This window comes from Corynebacterium sp., from assembly GCF_052107835.1.
Classification (GTDB): domain Bacteria; phylum Actinomycetota; class Actinomycetes; order Mycobacteriales; family Mycobacteriaceae; genus Corynebacterium.
Genome location: NZ_JBQEDF010000041.1, coordinates 1 through 19,770, shown reverse-complemented (window position 1 = coordinate 19,770; position 19,770 = coordinate 1). Strand labels below are relative to the sequence as shown.

The 19,770-nt window shown below is 64.7% G+C and carries 24 protein-coding genes and 1 tRNA gene; 16 read left to right on the top strand and 9 right to left on the bottom strand.

Features of this window, described 5'->3' with window-relative positions; all coding sequences use genetic code 11:
- Positions 1-12 precede the first annotated feature (12 nt).
- Together paaB and paaA are read right to left on the bottom strand one after the other, a co-directional pair.
- Positions 13-297 carry a 1,2-phenylacetyl-CoA epoxidase subunit PaaB gene (gene paaB / locus ACTIL2_RS10645; RefSeq protein WP_442337447.1) on the bottom strand — a complete coding sequence of 95 codons (285 nt, stop codon included), beginning with the start codon at positions 295-297 and terminating at the stop codon, positions 13-15.
- Between the two features lie 32 nt (positions 298-329).
- Entirely contained in the window at positions 330-1,295 is a 966-nt protein-coding gene (gene paaA / locus ACTIL2_RS10640) for a 1,2-phenylacetyl-CoA epoxidase subunit PaaA (RefSeq protein ID WP_442337446.1), read from the bottom strand.
- Positions 1,296-1,521: 226 nt separating this feature from the next.
- Here paaA and ACTIL2_RS10635 point away from each other — a divergent pair, with 226 nt between their 5' ends.
- Positions 1,522-2,136: a lipoprotein LpqH gene (locus ACTIL2_RS10635; RefSeq protein ID WP_442337445.1), complete on the top strand. Its 615-nt coding sequence runs from the start codon at positions 1,522-1,524 to the stop codon at positions 2,134-2,136.
- Positions 2,137-2,156: 20 nt separating this feature from the next.
- On the opposite strand, the gene ACTIL2_RS10630 is transcribed toward ACTIL2_RS10635, so the two are convergent.
- A complete protein-coding gene (locus ACTIL2_RS10630; RefSeq protein WP_442337444.1) occupies positions 2,157-3,626 on the bottom strand; it encodes an alanine/glycine:cation symporter family protein in 1,470 nt (489 codons plus the stop codon).
- A 267-nt stretch (positions 3,627-3,893) separates the two neighbouring features.
- Here ACTIL2_RS10630 and ACTIL2_RS10625 point away from each other — a divergent pair, with 267 nt between their 5' ends.
- Positions 3,894-4,709: a DsbA family protein gene (locus ACTIL2_RS10625; RefSeq protein WP_442337443.1), complete on the top strand. Its 816-nt coding sequence runs from the start codon at positions 3,894-3,896 to the stop codon at positions 4,707-4,709.
- A gap of 27 nt (positions 4,710-4,736) precedes the next feature.
- Here ACTIL2_RS10625 and ACTIL2_RS10620 read toward each other — a convergent pair whose 3' ends face one another.
- The gene (locus ACTIL2_RS10620) at positions 4,737-5,354 is read right to left on the bottom strand and encodes a TetR/AcrR family transcriptional regulator (RefSeq protein ID WP_442337442.1); all 618 of its coding nucleotides are present in this window, start codon (positions 5,352-5,354) and stop codon (positions 4,737-4,739) included.
- 101 nt (positions 5,355-5,455) lie between these two features.
- Here ACTIL2_RS10620 and ACTIL2_RS10615 point away from each other — a divergent pair, with 101 nt between their 5' ends.
- A complete protein-coding gene (locus ACTIL2_RS10615; protein WP_442337441.1) occupies positions 5,456-6,034 on the top strand; it encodes a dihydrofolate reductase family protein in 579 nt (192 codons plus the stop codon).
- A 31-nt stretch (positions 6,035-6,065) separates the two neighbouring features.
- The gene (locus ACTIL2_RS10610) at positions 6,066-6,542 is read left to right on the top strand and encodes an alpha/beta fold hydrolase (protein ID WP_442337440.1); all 477 of its coding nucleotides are present in this window, start codon (positions 6,066-6,068) and stop codon (positions 6,540-6,542) included.
- Here ACTIL2_RS10610 and ACTIL2_RS10605 read toward each other — a convergent pair.
- Positions 6,509-6,880: a hypothetical protein gene (locus ACTIL2_RS10605; RefSeq protein WP_442337439.1), complete on the bottom strand. Its 372-nt coding sequence runs from the start codon at positions 6,878-6,880 to the stop codon at positions 6,509-6,511. The two genes, ACTIL2_RS10610 and ACTIL2_RS10605, sit on opposite strands and share 34 nt — an antisense overlap.
- The gene (locus ACTIL2_RS10600) at positions 6,877-7,566 is read right to left on the bottom strand and encodes an SRPBCC family protein (RefSeq protein WP_442337438.1); all 690 of its coding nucleotides are present in this window, start codon (positions 7,564-7,566) and stop codon (positions 6,877-6,879) included. The genes ACTIL2_RS10605 and ACTIL2_RS10600 overlap by 4 nt, the downstream gene beginning before the upstream one ends.
- A gap of 117 nt (positions 7,567-7,683) precedes the next feature.
- Here ACTIL2_RS10600 and ACTIL2_RS10595 point away from each other — a divergent pair, with 117 nt between their 5' ends.
- The gene (locus ACTIL2_RS10595; RefSeq protein WP_442337437.1) at positions 7,684-8,337 is read left to right on the top strand and encodes a TetR/AcrR family transcriptional regulator; all 654 of its coding nucleotides are present in this window, start codon (positions 7,684-7,686) and stop codon (positions 8,335-8,337) included.
- Between the two features lie 45 nt (positions 8,338-8,382).
- Positions 8,383-9,222 carry a patatin-like phospholipase family protein gene (locus ACTIL2_RS10590; RefSeq protein WP_442337436.1) on the top strand — a complete coding sequence of 280 codons (840 nt, stop codon included), beginning with the start codon at positions 8,383-8,385 and terminating at the stop codon, positions 9,220-9,222.
- 62 nt (positions 9,223-9,284) lie between these two features.
- Here the strand turns inward: ACTIL2_RS10590 and ACTIL2_RS10585 are convergent.
- A tRNA-Ala gene (locus ACTIL2_RS10585) sits at positions 9,285-9,360 on the bottom strand.
- Between the two features lie 207 nt (positions 9,361-9,567).
- Between ACTIL2_RS10585 and ACTIL2_RS10580 the strand changes: the two genes are divergently transcribed.
- Positions 9,568-9,801 (top strand): hypothetical protein, encoded by a 234-nt coding sequence (locus tag ACTIL2_RS10580; protein WP_442337435.1) that lies wholly within the window; start codon positions 9,568-9,570, stop codon positions 9,799-9,801.
- A gap of 63 nt (positions 9,802-9,864) precedes the next feature.
- Positions 9,865-10,026, top strand: a complete 162-nt coding sequence (locus tag ACTIL2_RS10575) for a hypothetical protein (RefSeq protein WP_442337434.1) — start codon at positions 9,865-9,867, stop codon at positions 10,024-10,026.
- Positions 10,027-10,043: 17 nt separating this feature from the next.
- On the opposite strand, the gene ACTIL2_RS10570 is transcribed toward ACTIL2_RS10575, so the two are convergent.
- The gene (locus ACTIL2_RS10570) at positions 10,044-10,838 is read right to left on the bottom strand and encodes an ABC transporter substrate-binding protein (protein WP_442337433.1); all 795 of its coding nucleotides are present in this window, start codon (positions 10,836-10,838) and stop codon (positions 10,044-10,046) included.
- Positions 10,839-11,196: 358 nt separating this feature from the next.
- Here ACTIL2_RS10570 and ACTIL2_RS10565 point away from each other — a divergent pair, with 358 nt between their 5' ends.
- The 6 genes from ACTIL2_RS10565 (at position 11,197) to nrdE (ending at position 16,970) form a co-directional block, all read left to right on the top strand.
- Positions 11,197-11,823, top strand: a complete 627-nt coding sequence (locus ACTIL2_RS10565) for a vitamin K epoxide reductase family protein (RefSeq protein ID WP_442337432.1) — start codon at positions 11,197-11,199, stop codon at positions 11,821-11,823.
- Between the two features lie 193 nt (positions 11,824-12,016).
- On the top strand, positions 12,017-12,139 hold the full coding sequence (gene ykgO / locus ACTIL2_RS10560) for a type B 50S ribosomal protein L36 (protein WP_005288826.1): 123 nt from the start codon (positions 12,017-12,019) through the stop codon (positions 12,137-12,139).
- Between the two features lie 376 nt (positions 12,140-12,515).
- Positions 12,516-12,746 carry a glutaredoxin-like protein NrdH gene (gene nrdH / locus ACTIL2_RS10555; protein WP_442337431.1) on the top strand — a complete coding sequence of 77 codons (231 nt, stop codon included), beginning with the start codon at positions 12,516-12,518 and terminating at the stop codon, positions 12,744-12,746.
- A gap of 131 nt (positions 12,747-12,877) precedes the next feature.
- A complete protein-coding gene (locus tag ACTIL2_RS10550) occupies positions 12,878-14,236 on the top strand; it encodes an MFS transporter (protein WP_442337430.1) in 1,359 nt (452 codons plus the stop codon).
- A gap of 13 nt (positions 14,237-14,249) precedes the next feature.
- Positions 14,250-14,702: a class Ib ribonucleoside-diphosphate reductase assembly flavoprotein NrdI gene (nrdI, locus tag ACTIL2_RS10545; RefSeq protein WP_442337429.1), complete on the top strand. Its 453-nt coding sequence runs from the start codon at positions 14,250-14,252 to the stop codon at positions 14,700-14,702.
- Between the two features lie 102 nt (positions 14,703-14,804).
- Positions 14,805-16,970, top strand: a complete 2,166-nt coding sequence (gene nrdE, locus ACTIL2_RS10540; RefSeq protein ID WP_442337428.1) for a class 1b ribonucleoside-diphosphate reductase subunit alpha — start codon at positions 14,805-14,807, stop codon at positions 16,968-16,970.
- 311 nt (positions 16,971-17,281) lie between these two features.
- Here nrdE and ACTIL2_RS10535 read toward each other — a convergent pair whose 3' ends face one another.
- On the bottom strand, positions 17,282-17,779 hold the full coding sequence (locus ACTIL2_RS10535) for a ferritin (protein WP_442337427.1): 498 nt from the start codon (positions 17,777-17,779) through the stop codon (positions 17,282-17,284).
- A 409-nt stretch (positions 17,780-18,188) separates the two neighbouring features.
- Between ACTIL2_RS10535 and nrdF the strand changes: the two genes are divergently transcribed.
- Both nrdF and ACTIL2_RS10525 read left to right on the top strand, forming a co-directional pair.
- Positions 18,189-19,187, top strand: a complete 999-nt coding sequence (gene nrdF / locus ACTIL2_RS10530; protein ID WP_442337426.1) for a class 1b ribonucleoside-diphosphate reductase subunit beta — start codon at positions 18,189-18,191, stop codon at positions 19,185-19,187.
- Between the two features lie 247 nt (positions 19,188-19,434).
- Positions 19,435-19,770: cbb3-type cytochrome c oxidase subunit I (locus ACTIL2_RS10525; protein WP_442337425.1), on the top strand; the 336-nt coding region annotated here is incomplete at its 3' end.

Sequence of the window (19,770 nt, the reverse complement as noted above, 5' to 3'; positions counted from 1 at the left end):
TTGTTTCCGTGCTCACAGGTGCTTCACTCCCTCCGACTTGGTGTAGTAGGTGGCGTGCCGGTAGTTCTTGCCGGACGACGACTGGAAGTACCCGCCCTTGGAATCCGGGTCGGACGCGGTGATCGCCGCGGACGGGACGACCCACACCGAGGTGCCCTCGTTGCGGCGGGTGAACAGGTCGCGGGCGTTGCGCAGTGCCATGGTCTCGTCCGGGGCGTGCAATGAGCCCGCGTGGACGTGGGAGAGTCCACGGTTGGAACGGACGAATACTTCCCACTGGGGCCAGTTGGTCGACATGGTGTTCTCTTCTCTTCTCGTGGTTGCGCTGGTCAGGCGCTGATCAGGGCGGAATCCGCGGACTCGTGGTTCGCGGCGTAGGCGGCGGCCGCCTCGCGGACCCAGGCACCGTCGTCATGGGCCTTGTTGCGGTGCTCGAGACGCTGGGTGTTGCAGGGGCCGTGGCCCTTCAGCACGGACATGAACTCGTCCCAGTCCAGGTCGCCGTAGTCGTAGTGGCCGCGCTCCTCGTTCCACGCCAGGTCCGGGTCATCGAAGGTGAGGCCCAGGGCCTCGACCTGGGGGACGAGCATGTCCACGAAGCGCTGTCGCAGTTCGTCGTTGGAGAAGCGCTTGATCTTCCAGTCCATGGACTGCTGGGAGTTCGGGGACTCGGCGTCCGGCGGCCCGAACATCTGCAGGGCCGGACCGTAGAAGCGGTTGATCGCCTCCTGCGCCATCTGCTTCTGTGCCTGCGTGCCGTTGGCCAGGGAGTGCAGGATCTCCCACCCCTGTCGCTGGTGGAAGGACTCCTCCTTGCAGACCCGCACCATCGCCCGGCCGTAGGGGCCGTAGGAGCAGCGGCACAGCGGGACCTGGTTGACGATGGCGGCACCGTCGACGAGCCAGCCGATGGCGCCGATGTCGGCCCAGGTGCGTGCCGGGTAGTTGAAGATGGAGGAGTACTTCGCCGTGCCGTCCAGCAGCTGTTCGACCAGGGTGTCGCGGTCGGTGCCGAGGGATTCGGCGGCGGAGTAGAGGTAGAGGCCGTGGCCGGCCTCATCCTGCACCTTCGCCATGAGGATCGACTTGCGCTTCAGGCTGGGGGCACGGGAGATCCAGTTGGCCTCGGGCTGCATGCCGATGATCTCGGAGTGGGCGTGCTGGGAGATCTGGCGGGTCAGGGTCTTCCGGTACTTCTCCGGCATCCAGTCGGTGGACTCGACGCGGGATTCGTCGTTGATGAGGGAGTCGAAGTGCTGTTCCGGTGTCTTCTCTGTCGTCGCGGTCGCAGTCATGGTGTCCTCGCAGTGCTTGGTGGTCAGGGTCGGAAGCCGTATCATCATCTACCGACCGATCGTTCGGTCAGTTTATGGGGACGTCAGATCCTTTGTCAACCGAAAGCTCGCACCGCGGCACCGGGGCTGTTCCCCGGTTGGGGGGACCGCCCACCGGGTCAAGGTGAAGTTCCGGTGAACTCACTATGATTGTGAGGGAAACATTCACCGATGGAAGGACAAGACAGTGAAGATCAGGAACGCCGGACGTCGGACAGCGGCCGCAGCTCTGGGAGTCACCATGGTCGTCGCGCTGGCCGCCTGCGGCGACGACAGCGACGACGCGACCGAGACCGTCACCGTGACCCAGGGTGCGGACGAGGGTGCCGGTCAGGACTCCGGTAGCGGCAGCCAGGCCGAGACGTCCCCCACCGAGGGCGGTGACAGCACAGGTGACAGTGGGAACGCGACCGGCGGCGACGGCTCCGTCCAGGGCGGATCGGTCAACAGCCTGGTCTTCGAGGGCACCGACATCGCCACCCAGTTCAGTGACGTCCAGTGCCGCGCGGACGACGGCAACGACCCGGACGACGCCGGCGAGTTCGAGATCGACCTGCGTGGGGAGAACCGAGGCGACCAGGTCGAGATCGACCTGAACACCGACGGTGACGCCATCGTCGAGGGACTCAGTGTCGAGCTCGAGGGTAAGGAGTGGGACAGCAACGACCGTCAGGAACGGGACGCGACCGTCGAGGTCGACGGTGACACGTACCGCGTCTCCGGCGAAGTCGAGGTCGACGACGACCACCCGGACGCCGGGGAGGTCGCCGAGCTCGAGGTCGAGGTCAGCTGCGCTGCCTGATCAGCGCATGCTGTTCCCGGTCAGGGCCTGAGGTCCGTGGCGTCGCCGTACATGCGCCACGGGCTCTTCTGCTCGATGAGGAAGTTCTCGACGTTCTTCGCGTTGGCCTTCAACTCCGGGTCGAAGTCGAGGTAGGCCTTGGTCTCCCGGGCGATGAGTCCGGAGAGCAGCAGCAGGCCGATGAGGTTCGGCAGGGCCATCAGGCCGTTCGCCAGGTCGGAGAACGTCCAGGCGACGCTGAGCTCCATCGTCGCGCCGACGACGACCACGCAGGTGAAGATGATGCGGTAGGGGACTGTGGCATGGTCGCCGAAGATGCGCTGGGCGTTGCGCTCACCGTAGTAGGACCATCCGACGATGGTGGAGAAGGCGAAGAACACCAGGGACAGGGTGACGATCCAGGGGCCCCAGTCGCCGAGCACGGTGCCGAAGGCCTTCGCGGTCATGTTGGCCGCGTGGGCCTCGCCGTCCTTCCACACGCCGGTGGAGATCAGGATCAGCCCGTTGAGGGTCACCAGGATGATGGTGTCGATGAAGGTCTGGGTCATCGAGACCAGGCCCTGACGGGTGGGGTGGGTCGTCTTCGCTGCCGCGGCGGCGATGGCGGCCGAGCCCATGCCGGACTCATTGGAGAAGATGCCGCGGGCGACACCGGTCTGCAGGGCCAGCAGGATGCCTGCGCCAATGAATCCGCCGGCGGCCGAGCTGCCGGTGAAGGCATCGGCGAAGACCATGCCGAGGGCGTGGGGGATCTCGGTGATGTTCGCGGCCAGCACGACCAGCCCGCTGCCGAGGAAGAGGATGATCATCATGGGCACGAAGCCGGAGGTGACTTTGCCGATCGCGGTGATGCCGCCGAGCAGGACGGCCCCGAGCAGGATGAACATGACGATGCCGGAGATGATCGGCTCGACGCCGAAGGTGTCCTCCAGCCCGGCCGCGACGGCATTGCCCTGGGTCATGTTGCCGATGCCGAAGGACGCGATAACCGCGGCGATGGCGAAGAACCAGGCGAGGAACTTGCCGACCGGTCCCTTGATGCCGTGCTCGAGGTAGCGCTGCGGGCCACCGGACATGCGGCCCTTGCCGTCGTGGACGCGGAAGCGGACGGCGAGGAACGCCTCCGAGTACTTCGACGCCATGCCGACCAGGCCGGTGACCCACATCCAGAACAGTGCACCGGGGCCGCCGATGGCGATGGCGGTCGCGACACCGACGATGTTGCCCACGCCCACGGTGGCGGCGAGCGCGGTGGTCAGCGACTGGAACTGGGAGATGTCTCCCTCGCCGCCGTCGTCACTGCGGTCGAGGAAGCCGAGACGCAGGGCCTTGCCGAGCTTGCGGAACTGGATGCCGCGCAGCCGGACGGTCAGCACCAGTCCGGTACCGAGGAGCAGGGGGATGAGGAGCCATGGGCCCCAGACGAAGTCGCGGACGGCGCCCAGGCCGTCCTCGAAGCTCGAGGCGAGCACCAGATCGGAAGTTTGCATGAGGGAAAAGGTATCGCCCGGCCGTCCCGAATGGGAATGTTTAACGTACGTACGGGGGTAGGACGGGGGTTTCTTTCTGTGGGGGCGCTGTGAATAGCGGCGGGGGTATGCCAGTTCGCTGGGAATGCCCGTGTAGTGCGGGTACCTGCCTGGATACTGCGGGAGGGTGGCCGCTAGGGTGTAGGAGGATTATGTGGCAGTGACGGATATGCTTCGTCGCCACGTGGAGATGAACCCTGAGATGGACCGCTGAAAGGTTGGAGCTTCGTGAGTCAGAAGATCAAGGCGCCTAACGACAAGAACCGGAGTTTTATCTGGGGCATCGTGGCGCTCGTCGCTATCTGTGCGGTGGTCATCGCATTCATGGTGATCAATGGCCGCAAGGGCGGCGATGTGGACCTGGCCTCGGCCGACGTCGATTTCGATGTTGCGTTGGAGGACGGTGTGGTCACCATGCGTGGTCAGGATGCGGCGGAGGACGCCCCGGCCGTCGACATCTTCGAGGACTACAGCTGCACCCACTGCGCAGACCTGGCGGAGGTTGATTCCGATTCCCTGCAGAAGGCGGTGGGCGACGGTGAGATGAACGTTGACCTCCACACGGTGAAGTTCGTTGACGAGGAGACCTCGACGAGGACGGGTGCCGTTGCCCTGGCCATCGCCGACACCGGCGACGCCGGCGCGTTCTGGGGATTCCACAAGAAGGCTTTCGAAGACCAGGCCACTGTCTCCCGAGACTGGGAATTTGAGGAGCTCGCTGACGCCGCAGACCAGGTCGGGGTGGACTCCGGGGTTGTCGACTCGATTCGCGACGAGTCGGTTCTCGAGGAGTACTCACCGATGCTGGATGCCAACGGCGAGGAACTGGGGCAGCGGATGGGTGACCAGGCCGCGACCCCGGCGATCTTCGTCGGCGGCGAGCAGTTCCCGCTGCAGCAGGACCCGGAGAACCCGGGTGCCATGAAGGACTGGGTCCCGGACGTCCTGGCGCTTTCCGCCGGCGAGACCCCGGAGGGGACTCTGCCGGAGGACGGACAGACGGACGAGGACCTCCAGAGCCCGGCGGACCCCGAAGGGGAGTAGTTTTCCCTGCCGCCTGCCCACTGGGCCTCACCTGCCCCCGTCCCCTTCATGGGGACGGGGGTTCGTTGTGTCGTCCGTGTTGCCGAGCAACCCGGCGACCATGTCGTCGATGATGTCGTCGGTGTGGACCTCCGGCATGAGCGGGCCGGTGAGCCGGTCGAGGACAAGACCTTCGATGGCGTAGTGGAACATCGCGATGTCGCGGGGGCCTCCCGGGAGCCTGGCATCTGTATTGAACTGGATGTCCCCGGCGAATCCCGACCGTCGCCACTCATTGAGGAGTCCGGCGACGTCGGGTCGGCGCATGGCCTCCAGGCGTAGCTCGAACAGGGCGATGGTGGCGTCCCGGTCATCGGTGAGGCGCCGGACGATATCGCGCATGTAGGCGGCGAACAGTGCGGGACCGGGGGTCTGGGAGGCGCGCCGCTCCAGGTCCTCCCGGGTGGGGCCGAGTCGTTCGCCGATGCGGTTGACGAGTGCGGTGATCAGAGTGTCCCGCGTCCTGAAGTAGTTCGTTGCGGTTCCGGTGGGGACCTCGGCCGCGCGGTCGACCGCGCGGTGGGTCAGTCCGCGGGCGCCGTCGCGTGAGAGGACCGTGAGGCCGGCGTCGGCGAGTACGCGTCGGCGTTCATCATTGCGTGCCATGGTCCACATACTAGCGCCAACCACGACAGGTGATGTACATTGTTGGTCAACCCAAACCACGACACTTGAAGTGGTTAGTGGTCAGGAGATTGGAGATTCCCATGCGTGAACTCGTGTACTACGTTGCCGTCAGTCTCGACGGCTTCATCGCCGGGCCGGACGGTCAGTTCGATGCCTTCCCGGTCGACGAGGGAGGTGAATTCGTGCAGCGGATAACGCAGCGTTTTCCCGACGCCATTCCGACCGACATTGCCGACCGCCTCGGGATCGACCAGTCAGGTGGCCGGTTCAGTACCGTGTTGATGGGATGGAACACCTACCGGGTCGACGGGGACAACAGCATGGCGAGCCCGTACCGGCACCTCGAGCAGATCGTGTTCTCCCGCTCCCACCGGGCGGAGGAGAACAATCTGCGCACCACGGGTGAGGATCCTGTGGAGGTCGTCCGCGAGCTGAAGCGGCAGGACGGTGGCGACATCTGGCTGTGCGGGGGAGGGCTGCTCGCGGGTGCGCTGAGCGGGGAGATTGACCGGCTGGTACTCAAACGCAACCCATTGGTGTTCGGTGCCGGCATCCCCCTGTTCGCCGGTCGTGGTTACGAAGCTCTGCCGTTCGATCTGGTGGAGGCCCGACCCTTCGGCTCCGGTGTGGTCGTCGAGGAGTACACCGCGCAGCGATGACGAGCCTGGGATAGTGGCCCCATGAGCACCATTGTCGAGTCTGATCCGCCTGTTCTGGCACACGGACGGTGTGCAGGCAACCGTCCTGCTCCTGCACTCGACTGTCTGTGGCCGTCGAATGTGGGACCACCAGGCGGGCACATTGTCCGCGGCGGGACGGCGTGTGATCCGTTGCGATCTCAGTGGGTACGGGGAGTCCCCGCCGCCGACCGCCGACTACAACGACGCGGAGGGCGTCCTTGCGTTGCTCGACCACCTCGGGGAGGGGGCGGTGGACCCCGCCCGGATCACCGCGGAGACGTTGGTGATTTCAGTGGGTCGGGATGTGACCGACTTCCATGAGATTGCCGAGCGTCCTGAGGAGCGCATTCCCCGTGCCCGGCACATGAACCTGGAGTGGGCTGGGCATCAGCCGACCCCGGAACGTCCGGAGGAGATGGACCCGATCTGCTGGGGTTTTCCCCATCGACGGTCTTACGCCCGGCTCGCGCGCCTGTTGAGGATGTAGCGGACAACAACAGCCAGGGCTGCGAGGACGATGAGTACTGCAAGGGCTGGGTGGAGATCCTTCGTCAGGCTCTGTGCCGGGTCGTCCCGGAGAGCCCAGATGAGGAGGCCGCTGGCGTAGAGAGCCGTGAGCCCTGCGGCCCACCAGCGCAGCGGCCGGGATCGGGCGTTCCAGAGGGTGCTGGCCAGTGTCAGGACCACCGGGACGACAGCCAGCATCGCGAATCCACCACTAACCATCAGTGCGGAGATAAAGGCGCAGATTGCGGGGGTTTTCGGGGTGGGAGCGGTTGTTGAGGTGTTGGTCTGGTCGGTTGTGGTCCGGTTGGTCGGGATCATGCTGCTGCCTCCGCGGTGGTCTTGAGCTGTTCGAGCCAGACGACGAGGCCGCCGCCCAGCATGTCTTCTGCGGCCTCGGCGTCCTGGCCTTCGAGGGCGTCGAAAGCCTCGGCGTCCCAGGACTCCTCGGTGTGCACCAGGGTGCCGCCGTCGGTGTCGGTGAAGGTCCAGAGGTGGGTTCCCTGCTCGATAGTCAGTGAATCACCGACCGCCGGCCCCTCCCAGAGGACGCACTGCTCAGGAGTGAGTTCCTGCACGCTCGAGGTGATCGTGAGCGTGTCGGCGGGCGAGAACTGCGACTCGGGGACCGGAGTCGTCCACCGGAACCGGGATTCAGCGTCGAAGGTGCCGCTGTCCAGCCGTTCGATGCCCGTGACCGCGTCCTGCCACTCCGGCCAGCGCTCCACGTCGGTATGGAGTTCCCAGACCTCCTTGACTGGGGCATCGATGAGGATGTCGTGCGAGGCGGTGAACGTCGCCGACTGATCGATACCCGTCCCACCGCACTTCTGGGCATCCGGGGAGGGAGCGGGCGTCCGGCTGGTCTCTGCGGGACCGGTGGTCCCGTGTGTTTCCGTCGCGTCGGTCGTTCCCACGTCGGAGCATGCGGTGGCGAGTGCGAGGACGGTCGCCACCGTGGCGGTGGCGGTGGTGATGCGGCTGTGCCGCTGGTGCGTGGTGCTCATCGGGTTCTCCTTGTTCCGGTGCGCTGTGCCTTAAACTTACAAGCGTAAGGCTACAGTCGTAAACATAAATCCGTCAAGGGATGGACCGAAAAAGCTTTCGCGTGTAACTTTACGGGTGTGAGTACAGAGAGAAACGCCACGTCGGGGCCGGGTACGGGCCGTACACGCAACAAGCGCGGGGAAGGGGGCCGGCTGCGCGAGGACATCGTGACCGCCGCGCTGGACATCCTCGACGAGTCCGGTGATTCAGGCGCTGTCACGCTGAGGGCGGTCGCCCGCCACGTGGGGATATCGGCGCCGTCCATCTACCCGCACTTCGGTAATCGGCAGGCCATCATCCTTGCTGCGTTGCAGGATGCCTACGCGCAACTGCACCGGCATCTCCGGGAACTCGTCGATGCGGCCGGTCCGGGAAGTACGGACCGCCTCCTGGCGATATGCCACGGGTACCTCGAGTTCGGGCGAACGAGTCCCCACAGGTACCTGGCCATGTTCGGCGGAGTCTGGAACGCGGCCGACGACATGGCGGAGGGCATCGTGGCACGTGACGACGTCGCGGAACTCGGTATGGGCCTCCTGGAGGATCTGACCCGCCTGCTCGTGGACTGCGTCGTGGCGGGTACGTCGGCCAGCACCGATCCGAACGGTGATGCCGTGGCGTTGTGGGCGGCGATGCACGGACTGGCGCACCAGAGGATCGTGGCGACCGCCTTCCCGTGGCCCGACAACGTCGACACCACCATCATCCGGAGGCTCGCTCTCCTCGACTGAACGCACTCCGTACAGATGGGCCGTCCGTCTTGGTAGCGTGTGGGGATGGAGTTGGAACCACACACCGCGCTGGTGCTCGGAGGTGGGGGACTCACCGGAATCGCCTGGGAGACGGGACTGCTGCTGGGCCTGGAACGCCACGGCATACCCCTGCGCTCGGCTGACCTGACCGTGGGCACGTCCGCGGGCTCGACGGTCGCCGCGCAGATAGCGGGACCAACCCCGCTCGACGAGTTGTATGACGCGCAGATCGAGGGGAGGGTCGAGGAGATCCCGGGAAAACTCGGGATGTTCGACGTGGTCAGGCTGTACCTCGCCTTCGCGGGGGCCCGGGATCAGCGTGTGGCCCTCAGCAGGGTCGGGGCCCGTGCCCTGCGGGCGAACACGGTCGCGGAGAGGGCCCGTCGCGCCGTGATCGAACAACGGCTCCCCGTCCACTCATGGCCGGAGCGCGCACTGAGGATTCCTGCGGTCAACGCCCGCACGGGTGAGCTCGCGACCTTCGACGCGGACAGTGGGGTCCCCCTGGTCGACGCGGTCGCCGCCAGTTGCGCCGTGCCCATGGTCTGGCCCACGGTCACCATCGGCAACGAACGGTACTTCGACGGTGGATTCCGTTCGAGTGCCAACGTCGACCTCGCGGCCGGACATGACCGGGTCGTGGTGATAACCCCCAGCACGCGGACCCGGATGACGGGGATGGGCCCCGGTGAGCAGCTCAATGCACTGGACACCAGTGGCTCGGCCCTGGTTGCGCCGGATGCGGGGGCGATGGCCGGCATGGGGGAGAACGTCCTGAATCCGGCGCTGCGTCCCGCGGCCGCCCGGGCGGGCCTCGCACAGGCTGACCGGGTGGTGGAGAAGGTCCGTGCCGCAGTGCAGTAGGGAAATGCCGTTCCCGCACGAAAAACCCGCCGGTCACAGGTGACCGGCGGGTTCTCCGCTGTTGGTGGAGCTAAGGGGACTCGAACCCCTGACCCCCACACTGCCAGTGTGGTGCGCTACCAGCTGCGCCATAGCCCCGTAAGCACGTGCAGTGCGAACACCGTCGTTGCGAACGAGATATAACGTACCGCACGGTCGTCGGGGGACACAAATATGCAGGTGGATGCGTCATTATGCGGCGCATCACAAAAGGTGGACGTGTCATCCACTTTGTGGTTGCCTGGTAGAACTTCCGCAGCAGGACCGGGCGGAAGGTCCCTCACACCAGAAAGCGCATGCAGAGCAATGACACAGAGCAGTATCCCCGACACGTCCGCCCCGGACTCCGCGAAGAAGGGACGGTTGCCCCTCGTCGCGGGCCTCCTCGTCGCCGTCATCGGGCTGGTGTTCGTCGTCGGCGGTATCGTCGGCTGGTTCACCGTGAAGAGTGAACTGCAGGACGAGAACATCACCGTCGCCGAGGACGCCGACCGATTCGCCGGTGATAAGGTGGCCGGACCGTTCACCGCCTACACGTAGGCCGATACCGTCAAGGGCCACGTCCTGGAAGCCACCGGCGGCAAGACCTACGCCCAGCTGGAGATGGACGACCCGAACCGTGACATGGCGTTGCAGGGTTCCACCGTCCGCTCCGCGCTGATGACCTCCACGCTGTCCTTCGGGGTGTCGGCACTTGCCGCAGGTACCGGAGTCGCACTGGTGGTCACCGGCGCAGGGCTGGGCGCCAGGGCGAGACGGGACTGAGTCGCGGGGCGCCGCAACTAGTCGACCAGTTTCTCGAGCTCGTCCAGGACCGCCTGTCCGCCGAGGGGTCCGACGCCTGAGATCCACAGTGACTGGTCCACCAGGTGGATGCCGTAGGTGCCGGCGATGCTGTCATCCGCACCGTCAATGTCTGCGGGCATCTGGGCGGGATCGGAGGCATCCGTGGCGGTCACCACGATCAGGTCGGCACCCGCTTGTCCGATGTTCTCCTCCGACACGTCGAGCGAAATGTCCTCCCAGTCCTGTTCCGGAATTGTGAACCCGGCGCATTCCAGGGTGGAGCCCGCGAAGGACAGTGGACCGTAGAGGGTGAAAAGGTCATCGCGCGGACGGATGAGCTGTCCGGTTGGGGGTCCGTCACCTGAGCCTTGTTCGCGCACGACGTTCGACACCTCGTCGCAGCGGGCGTCGTAGTCGGCCATGAGGCCATCAGCCTCCTGCGACAGGCCGAGGGCCTCTGCGGTGAATGCCGCATTGTCACGCCACGGGTCCGCCTGGCTGGCCATGAACTTTGTCGGTGCAATATCGGTCAACTGGTCCATCAGTGCCGCGTGCCGTGACTTCGTGCCGAGGATCAGGTCCGGTTCCAGTGCCGCGATCCGTTCAAGATCGGGTTCGGCGACTGTCCCCACGGACCCGATGGCGTCGATCTCCTTTGCTGTCCGGTCGTCCAGTCCCTCCACCTCGCGGAGGTAGTCAGGTATTCCCTGCTCCTCATTGAGGACCGCGGCACCGACGGGAACCACCCCCAGTGCGATTGAGGTGTCCAGTTGCACCGGTTCAAGGACCACGATCTTCTGGGGGGAGTCGGGAGCGCCCGTGGATACGGTGTTCCCTGTTGCCGCCTCCCCGGATTCAGAGGGTCCGCTGGGGTTGCAGCCTGAAAGGATGAGTGACGCTGCCCCTATGGCAGCGGCGAACGTGAGACGCCGGGCGGGCGAGTGGATGTTCATGAGGGTAGGCTACACGAACTACTGCGAAGGGACGGTCGGTTTCTTCGACTGTTCTGGCACGGGCATCGAAGCTTGCTGTACGTACGCTTGCGGTCCGTTTGTCCACCGTGCCCGGGCTTCATGTGTCGGGGCGACGGGACTAGAATAGGTGGGGGCGTTCGACCAGGCGCCATCCGGTAGACGTCAGGAGAAGGTAGTGAGTACAGCGTCGGCACTGCGGGACGAGTCGACAGGCGAACGTCCTGCAGGAACGTGGGGTGCGTCAGCCCTCTACGCCTGGGGGGTGGTGCTGTTCGGCGCGGTCGGACTGTTCATGTCCGGGCTGATCATGTACGACAAGATCAAGCTTCTGCAGGACGTTGGGTTCTCCCCGGCCTGCACCCTCAATGACGTCGTGTCCTGCACGGACGTGATGAACTCCGAGCAGGCCTCCGCCTTCGGGATCCCGAACCCGTTCATCGGGCTCGTCGGGTTCGGTGTGGTGATCGCCATCGGGGTCGGTCTTCTGGCGGGCGCGAGGTTCCGCCCCTGGTTCTGGTACGGGTTCCTGGCGGGGCTTGTCTTCGCCGTGGGCTTCGTCCACTGGCTCGCCTTCGAGGCGGTCTACAACATTGAGGCACTGTGTCCCTACTGCATGGTGGTGTGGACGGTCGTCCTGCCGCTGTTCATCTCGACGCTGGTGCGCATCGCCCGGTCGCGCGCGGAGGACCGCAGTGAGCAGGTGGTGCGGGGTGCCTCCGGTTTCTTCGGTATGCCGCTGATTGTGCTGGTGGTCTGGTACCTCGGTTTCCTCACGCTGATCCTCCAGCAGTTCGTGTTCTAGACGGCGGTTTGGTCGGGACACCGTTCTGCGGCTAAACTGAGTCGCTGTGTCGCGACCCGGTACTTCCGGGTCCGCGTGCTGTCCCGAGGGCCTGTGTCAACGGTCCGAGGGTGGCACCGAACTAATCCGTTCAATCCCGTGCCGGGGGCCTGCGTGAGCAGGTGCCGGCCGCATGACGAGAAAGGAGCGCCCAATGAAGGTTCGCAAGTCCCTTCGGTCGCTGAAGAACAAGCCGGGCGCCCAGGTCGTGCGTCGCCACGGTAAGGTCTACGTGATCAACAAGAAGGACCCGCGTTTCAAGGCCCGCCAGGGCTGATCCGCCGGTTCCGCCGGAACACCCCTCCCGCCGCCGTCCGTACAGGACGGCAGTGGGAGGGGTGTTCCGCGTTTCAGGGGGCGACCCGGGCGACCGGTGACATCCAACTGCGGAGAATGGAATTACAACAATGGATTTCAGGCCCAACATGTAGTGTCGCCGTCTTCGGGCCACCTGCGAATACGCATCTTGTAACTACTATATATAGTGTTCAAGCCATGTAATTACCCCCACATCTCGTGCCAAATGGGCTTGTGTGGGCGTTGGTTCTGAGTGTAGTGTCGTCCTCACTCGCCCGGAGCGACCCGCACCGCAGCGGGGGGATCCGGGCCGCACCAGAAACCCAACCATCTTCGTACCCCAGGGAGCCGACACGATGATCACCGTCTACACCAAGCCTGCCTGCGTCCAGTGCAACGCCACCAAGAAGGCCCTGGACAAGGCCGGCCTTGACTACGAGATGGTGGACATCAGCCTCGACGACGAGGCCCGTGACTACGTCATGGCCCTGGGCCACCTCCAGGCCCCGGTGGTCGTCAACGGCGACGCACACTGGTCGGGTTTCCGCCCGGACCGCATCAAGGCACTCGCCGTCGCAGCGGCCTGATCCCGCCGGGGGCCAGAAGCACCACCGGGAAGGACGCTGCACGGGGCAGCGTCCTTCCCTTCTCTTTTACCCCTGTTCTCCCGTGTGACCTCGATCTTCTGACGTTCCAGACCCCTCAGGTGGTGTTCTTCGTGGCGAACCGTGCCCTCCGGCGCCGTGCGGCAGGACGTTCCGTCCTGCGCTCGCTGCTCGCGGACACCACCCCGCTGCAGTCGCCGCATTTCCGGCGGCTGTGGACTGCGAACATCGTCACCGTCATCGGGGCCCAGCTCAACATCGCCGTGGTGCCCCTGCAGATCTACGACATCACCGGCAGCTCGTCCTACGTCGGTCTGGCAGGGGCGTTCGGCCTGGTACCGCTGATCGTCTTCGGACTGTACGGCGGGGCGCTCGCCGACATGATGGACCGGCGCAAACTCCTGATCATCACCACGCTGGGGATGATCGTCACCGCACTGGCCTTCTGGGGCCAGGCAGCCGCCGGCGTGGACAATGTCTGGCTGCTGCTCAGCATCTTCGCCCTGCAGCAGGCCTTCTTCGCCGTGAACCAGCCGACCCGCACCGCCGTCACCGCCCGAATCGTCCCGGACGGCACCGTGGCCGCCGCCACGTCGCTGAACATGACCGTCCAGCAGGCCGGTGCAATCGTCGGTCCGATGATCGGTGGCCTCATGGTCATGGTCACCGGATTCGCCCTGCTCTACCTGATCGACGCCGTATGCCTCCTCGCCACCCTCTGGGCCGTCATCAAACTCCCCGCCCTGGCGCCGCAGCAGCCGGCGGGCAAGCCGGCCACGCGCCGCAACGGCAAGGTCCGCAAGACCCCGGGTTTCCGCAGCATCATCGACGGCTTCGTCTACATTGCCGTGATGCCGATCCTGCTGATGAGCTTCGTGATCGACCTCATCGCCATGGTCTTCGGCATGCCGCGGGCCCTGGCGCCGCAGATCTCCACCGTCGACTTCGGTGAGGCCGGGGATGGTGGCCTGTTCTACGCCCTGCTGATGGCCGCCGTGCCGGCCGGTGCAGTACTCGGCGGTGTCTTCTCCGGCGCTGTGACGCGCCTGCGGCACCAGGGCGCGGGCATCGTGGTCTCCGTCCTGCTGTGGGGAGCGGCGATCGTGGTGATGGGTATCGCGATCATTGTCGCCGACGGACAGGCCGGGCTGTGGGCCTGGGTGGCGGTCATCGCCTTCTTCTTCGGCGGCGTGGTCGACATGTTCTCCTCGGTGCAGCGTTCGGCACTGCTGCAGGAGTCCGTCGACGACCACGTCCGCGGACGGCTGCAGGGCGTGTTCCTCATCGTCGTCGCCGGCGGGCCTCGCCTGGCGGACATGCTCCACGGCTGGGCCGGGTCGGCCTGGGGAGCAGGTATGGCGACGCTCGTCGGTGGTGTCCTCGTCATCGTCGCCACGGTGATCGCCATCGCGATCGTCCCATCCTTCCTGAAGTACGTCCCGGCCCGGTTCACCGTCACGGACAACGGGTAGAAAGGAAGCCACCATGTTCATCGTCTACTTCTCGTCGACCACCAGGAACACCGACCGGTTCGTCCAGAAGCTCGATATGCCCAACGCGCGCATCCCGCTGCGCCGCGGAGACGAACCGCTGCGCGTGGACGTTCCCTTCGTCCTCGTCTGCCCGACCTACGGTGGCGGGGCATCGATCACCGGCGACGAGTCCCGCCCCGTGCCGAAGCAGGTCGTCCGGTTCCTCAACGACGCGGGGAACCGCGCGAACCTGCGCGGGGTCATCGCGTCGGGAAACCTGAACTTCGGTGAGGACTTCTGCCGGGCAGGGGACGTGATCTCCGCGAAGTGCCAGGTGCCGTACCTGTACCGCTTCGAACTGATGGGAACGCCGCACGACGTCGACCGGGTGCGTGAGGGCCTCACGGAGTTCGAGGAGGCCCTGCGGCGTGAAGGACGTTGGGAGTCCAGGGAGGGAGCGGCATGACGTGACCACACATCCCACAGCTTCAGTTACCAGGACCGCTGGCGCCGGACGCCGGGCCACGGTAGACATAACCAGACAGACCACGGAATTTGGGGAGACAAGATGACCACGACCACTGACCTCGGCAAGGCAGTCGCTGAGCCGGTCCAGCAGTCAGACCAGCTGGACTACCACTCGCTCAATGCACTACTCAACCTCTATGACAGTGACGGACTGATCCAGTTCGACAAGGACCGGGAAGCGGCCAACCAGTACTTCCTGCAGCACGTCAACCAGAACACCGTGTACTTCCACGACCTCGAGGAGAAGATCGGCTACCTCGTCGACAACGAGTACTACGACAAGGCCGTGCTGGACAAGTACGAGTTCACCGACGTGAAGAACCTGTTCAAGCGCGCGTACGCGAAGAAGTTCCGGTTCCAGACGTTCCTGGGCGCGTTCAAGTACTACACCTCCTACACCCTGAAGACCTTCGACGGACGCCGCTACCTGGAGCGCTACGAGGACCGTGTGTGCATGGTCGCCCTCGGCCTGGCCGACGGTGACCTGGCGGTCGCCGAGAACCTCGTCGACGAGATCATCGACGGACGCTTCCAGCCCGCCACCCCGACCTTCCTCAACATCGGCAAGGCGCAGCGCGGCGAGCCCGTGTCCTGCTTCCTGCTGCGCATCGAGGACAACATGGAGTCCATCGGGCGCTCCATCAACTCCGCGCTGCAGCTCTCCAAGCGCGGGGGAGGGGTGGCCCTGCTGCTGTCGAACGTCCGTGAGGCCGGGGCGCCGATCAAGCACATCGAGAACCAGAGCTCCGGCGTCATCCCGGTGATGAAGCTGCTGGAGGACTCTTTCTCCTACGCCAACCAGCTCGGCGCCCGCCAGGGTGCCGGTGCCGTCTACCTGCACGCCCACCACCCGGACATCATGCGGTTCCTGGACACCAAGCGGGAGAACGCGGACGAGAAGATCCGCATCAAGACCCTGTCGTTGGGCGTTGTGATCCCGGACATCACCTTCGAGCTCGCCAAGCGCGACGACGACATGTACCTGTTCTCCCCGTACGACGTGGAGCGCATCTACGGCAAGCCCTTCGCCGACGTGTCCGTCACCGAGCACTACGAGGAAATGGTCGAGGATCCGCGGATCCGCAAGACGAAGATCAACGCCCGCCAGTTCTTCCAGACCCTCGCCGAGATCCAGTTCGAGTCCGGCTACCCGTACATCATGTACGAGGACACCGTGAACAAGGCGAACCCGATCGAGGGGCGGATCACCCACTCCAACCTGTGCTCCGAGATTCTCCAGGTCTCCACCCCGAGCGAGTTCAACGACGACCTGACCTACGCCCACACCGGCGAGGACATCTCCTGCAACCTCGGTTCACTGAACATCGCCGCCGCCGTGGACTCCGCGGACTTCTCGAAGACCATCGAGACCTCCATCCGTGGACTGACGGCGGTCTCCGACCAGACCTCGATCGATTCTGTCCCGTCGATCCGTGAGGGCAACGACGGCTCCCACGCCATCGGCCTCGGCCAGATGAACCTGCACGGGTTCCTCGGCCGTGAGCGTATCCACTACGGGTCGGAGGAGGGCCTGGACTTCACCAACGCCTACTTCGCCGCGGTGATGTACGAGTGCCTGCGTGCGTCCAACAAGATCGCCAGGGAGCGCGGGACGCGCTTCGCGAACTTCGAGAACTCCGACTACGCCTCCGGTGCGTTCTTCGACCGCTACGACCCGGAGGACTTCCAGCCGAAGACCGCGAAGGTCGCCGAGATCATCGGCAACTCCTCGATCCACATCCCCACCGCGCAGGACTGGGCGGCACTGAAGGCGGACGTGCAGGCCGACGGTCTGTACAACCGGAACCTGCAGGCCGTGCCGCCGACGGGCTCGATCTCCTACATCAACAACTCGACGTCCTCGATCCACCCGATCGCCTCGAAGATCGAGATCCGCAAGGAGGGCAAGATCGGGCGCGTGTACTACCCGGCGCCGCATATGGACAACGACAACCTGGAGTACTTCCAGGATGCGTACGAGATCGGTTTCGAGAAGATCATCGACACCTACGCGGTGGCGACGAGGTACGTGGACCAGGGGCTGTCGCTGACACTGTTCTTCCCGGACACCGCCACCACCCGTGACATCAACAAGGCGCAGATCTACGCCTGGCGCAAGGGCATCAAGACGCTCTACTACATCCGTATGCGTCAGACCGCGCTGTCCGGCACCGAGGTGCAGGGCTGCGTGAGCTGCATGCTGTAGCGTGCCGGCGCCTGGCTGGGCGTCAATCCGGGATTATCACACTGCCAGCGATTTCCACATCGTGAGATGTGCAGGTCAGGTTGTTGTTGAGTCCCGACAGAAATCGCCGAGGGTGTGATTTCCCACCGCCACGGGTGCGGGTACCAGACGTCCAGGCACCGGCACCACGTGGACAAGCCCCGCAGAAATCCTGGTCACCAGGATCCTGCGGGGCTTGTGTGATGCTTGTGTACTACGGAGCGTGCAGAGACGAGAAGCCGGTAGCTGAGGTGTGCCGCCGGTAGGGGCTCTAGCGGATGTGCTCCGCGGGATTACTCGCCGCTGCGGCCGCCCAGCTTGGCGTCGATGCGCAGCAGACCGGAGCCGTCGTTGCCGACGGTCTTGATCCAGTCGATGATGTCGTTGACGGTGGACTCTTCCTCGATCTGCTCGGCGAGGAAGAAGTTGATCAGCTGACGGGAGTCGATGTCACCGGTCTCGTCCGCGGTGCGGGCGAGGTTGCGGATCATCTCGGACACCTTCTGCTCGTGGGCGAGGGCGGCCTCGAAGGCATCGAGCGGGGTCGCGATCTTCAGCGACGGCAGCTCGATGTCGGTGAGGTCCACGCGGGCCTCGCGGTCGAGCAGGTGCTCGGCGAACTTGGCGGCGTGCACGCGCTCCTCGTCGGCCTGGGCGCGGAACCAGTCGCGCATGCCGAGGAAGGAGAGGCGGTCCATCTCGTAGGACAGCTGGGAGTAGATGAGGGACGCCTGGTGCTCGGCGACGACCTGCTTGTTGACTGCTTCCTGGAACTTCTCGTTGATGCTCATGGGATTGACCGTACTAATCGGTTTAACCTTTCTCTAGAGAATTCAGCCTAACCTACCGCTTATATCTGCAGGTGAACAGGCATGTCTGGCCTAATTTCGCATTGCCTGTGCTACCTGGGGAGGTTCGATAAAGGTGCAGGTCAGTGAGGTTTTCGGGCGGAAGGAGTGTGCGCCTGGCTCCGTCTCCCCGTGCCTCGCCCTTGGGTATAGGTGAGTCTTACCTTTTAGGAAGGGCCCACTTTCGGGGGTGGTCCGCGGCTGGCCGGGTGTGTGCGGGCGGCGTTCCGGGACGCTGTGGGACGCTCTGTCCGGTCGACCTGAACGCATGCGGGAACCGGGTGCGGATAGTCTAGGATGGTCCGGGTAACCGTGTCCTCCAACGACACCCACCCGCCAGCAGGAGAGGTACATGACAACGTCCCGTCAGGCCCACTCACCCATCCACCACAGCAACGGCGGACCGGTGACCGCGATCAACTGGAACACCATCCCCGACGACAAGGACCTCGAGGTCTGGGACCGGTTGACGGGCAACTTCTGGCTGCCGGAGAAGGTGCCGCTGTCCAATGACATCCAGAGCTGGGCCACGCTCACCGACGCCGAGAAGCGGGCGACGATGCGCGTGTTCACCGGCCTGACGATGCTGGACACGATCCAGGGGACCGTCGGTGCGACGAGCCTCATCCCGGATGCGGTGACCCCGCACGAGGAGGCCGTGTACACGAACATCGCGTTCATGGAGTCGGTCCACGCGAAGTCCTACTCCTCGATCTTCATGACCCTGGCGTCCACCCCGGACATCAACGACGCGTTCCGCTGGTCGGAGGAGAACAAGAATCTCCAGGAGAAGGCCGACATCATCCTGGACTTCTACAAGGGCGGTGACCCCCTGAAGAAGAAGGTGGCGTCCACCCTGCTGGAGTCGTTCCTGTTCTACTCCGGCTTCTACCTGCCGATGTACTGGTCCTCGCACGCCAAGCTGACCAACACCGCGGACGTGATCCGGCTGATCATCCGGGACGAGGCCGTTCACGGCTACTACATCGGCTACAAGTACCAGCGCGGGCTGGAGAAGGAGTCCGAGGCTCGTCAGGCCGAGCTCAAGGAGCACACCTTCGAGCTGCTCTTCGAGCTCTACGACAATGAGTGCCAGTACACCGAGGACATCTACGACGACCTCGGCTGGACGGAGGACGTCAAGCGTTTCCTGCGCTACAACGCGAACAAGGCGCTGAACAACCTCGGGTACGAAGGGCTCTTCCCGGACGACGAGACCCGTGTGTCCCCGTCGATCCTGTCCTCGCTGAACCCCGGCGGCGATGAGAACCACGACTTCTTCTCCGGGTCGGGCTCCAGCTACATCATCGGCAAGGCGGAGAACACCACCGACGACGACTGGGACTTCTAGCTCTGAGCCTCCAGCCGGGATGACGTGCCGGTCGTTGCCGGGCCTCCCGCCCACCCCCGATCGCGTCACGAACCCACCCGCGGGGCCCTCCAACTATTAATGCGACAGTCGACCTATTACTATTGGTTGGAGTCTGTATGGGATGTCTCGTGACGGGTGACGTACAACGCCACCGGGATGCCCGACGTGCAGCTCATTCATTTGGGTGTCGTACCGACGAACGGCACCGCGTAGTCAGGAGGATTGAATGACCGCAGTAGCGCCCAGGGACGACCACACGGTCGCCCCAGAACGGCCTGCTCCTCACGGTGGGAAGTCGGCGAAAGGTGGTCACGCGTGGAACATTCTGACCACGACTGACCACAAGCAGCTGGGAATCATGTACATCATGATGTCCTTCATCTTCTTCGCCATCGGTGGTCTGATGGCCCTGCTGATCCGCGTTGAGCTGTTCAACCCGGGTCTGCAGTTCCTCTCGAACGAGCAGTTCAACCAGCTGTTCACCATGCATGGGACAGTGATGCTGCTGCTGTTCGGTACCCCGATCGTGTGGGGCTTCGCGAACTACATCATGCCGTTGCAG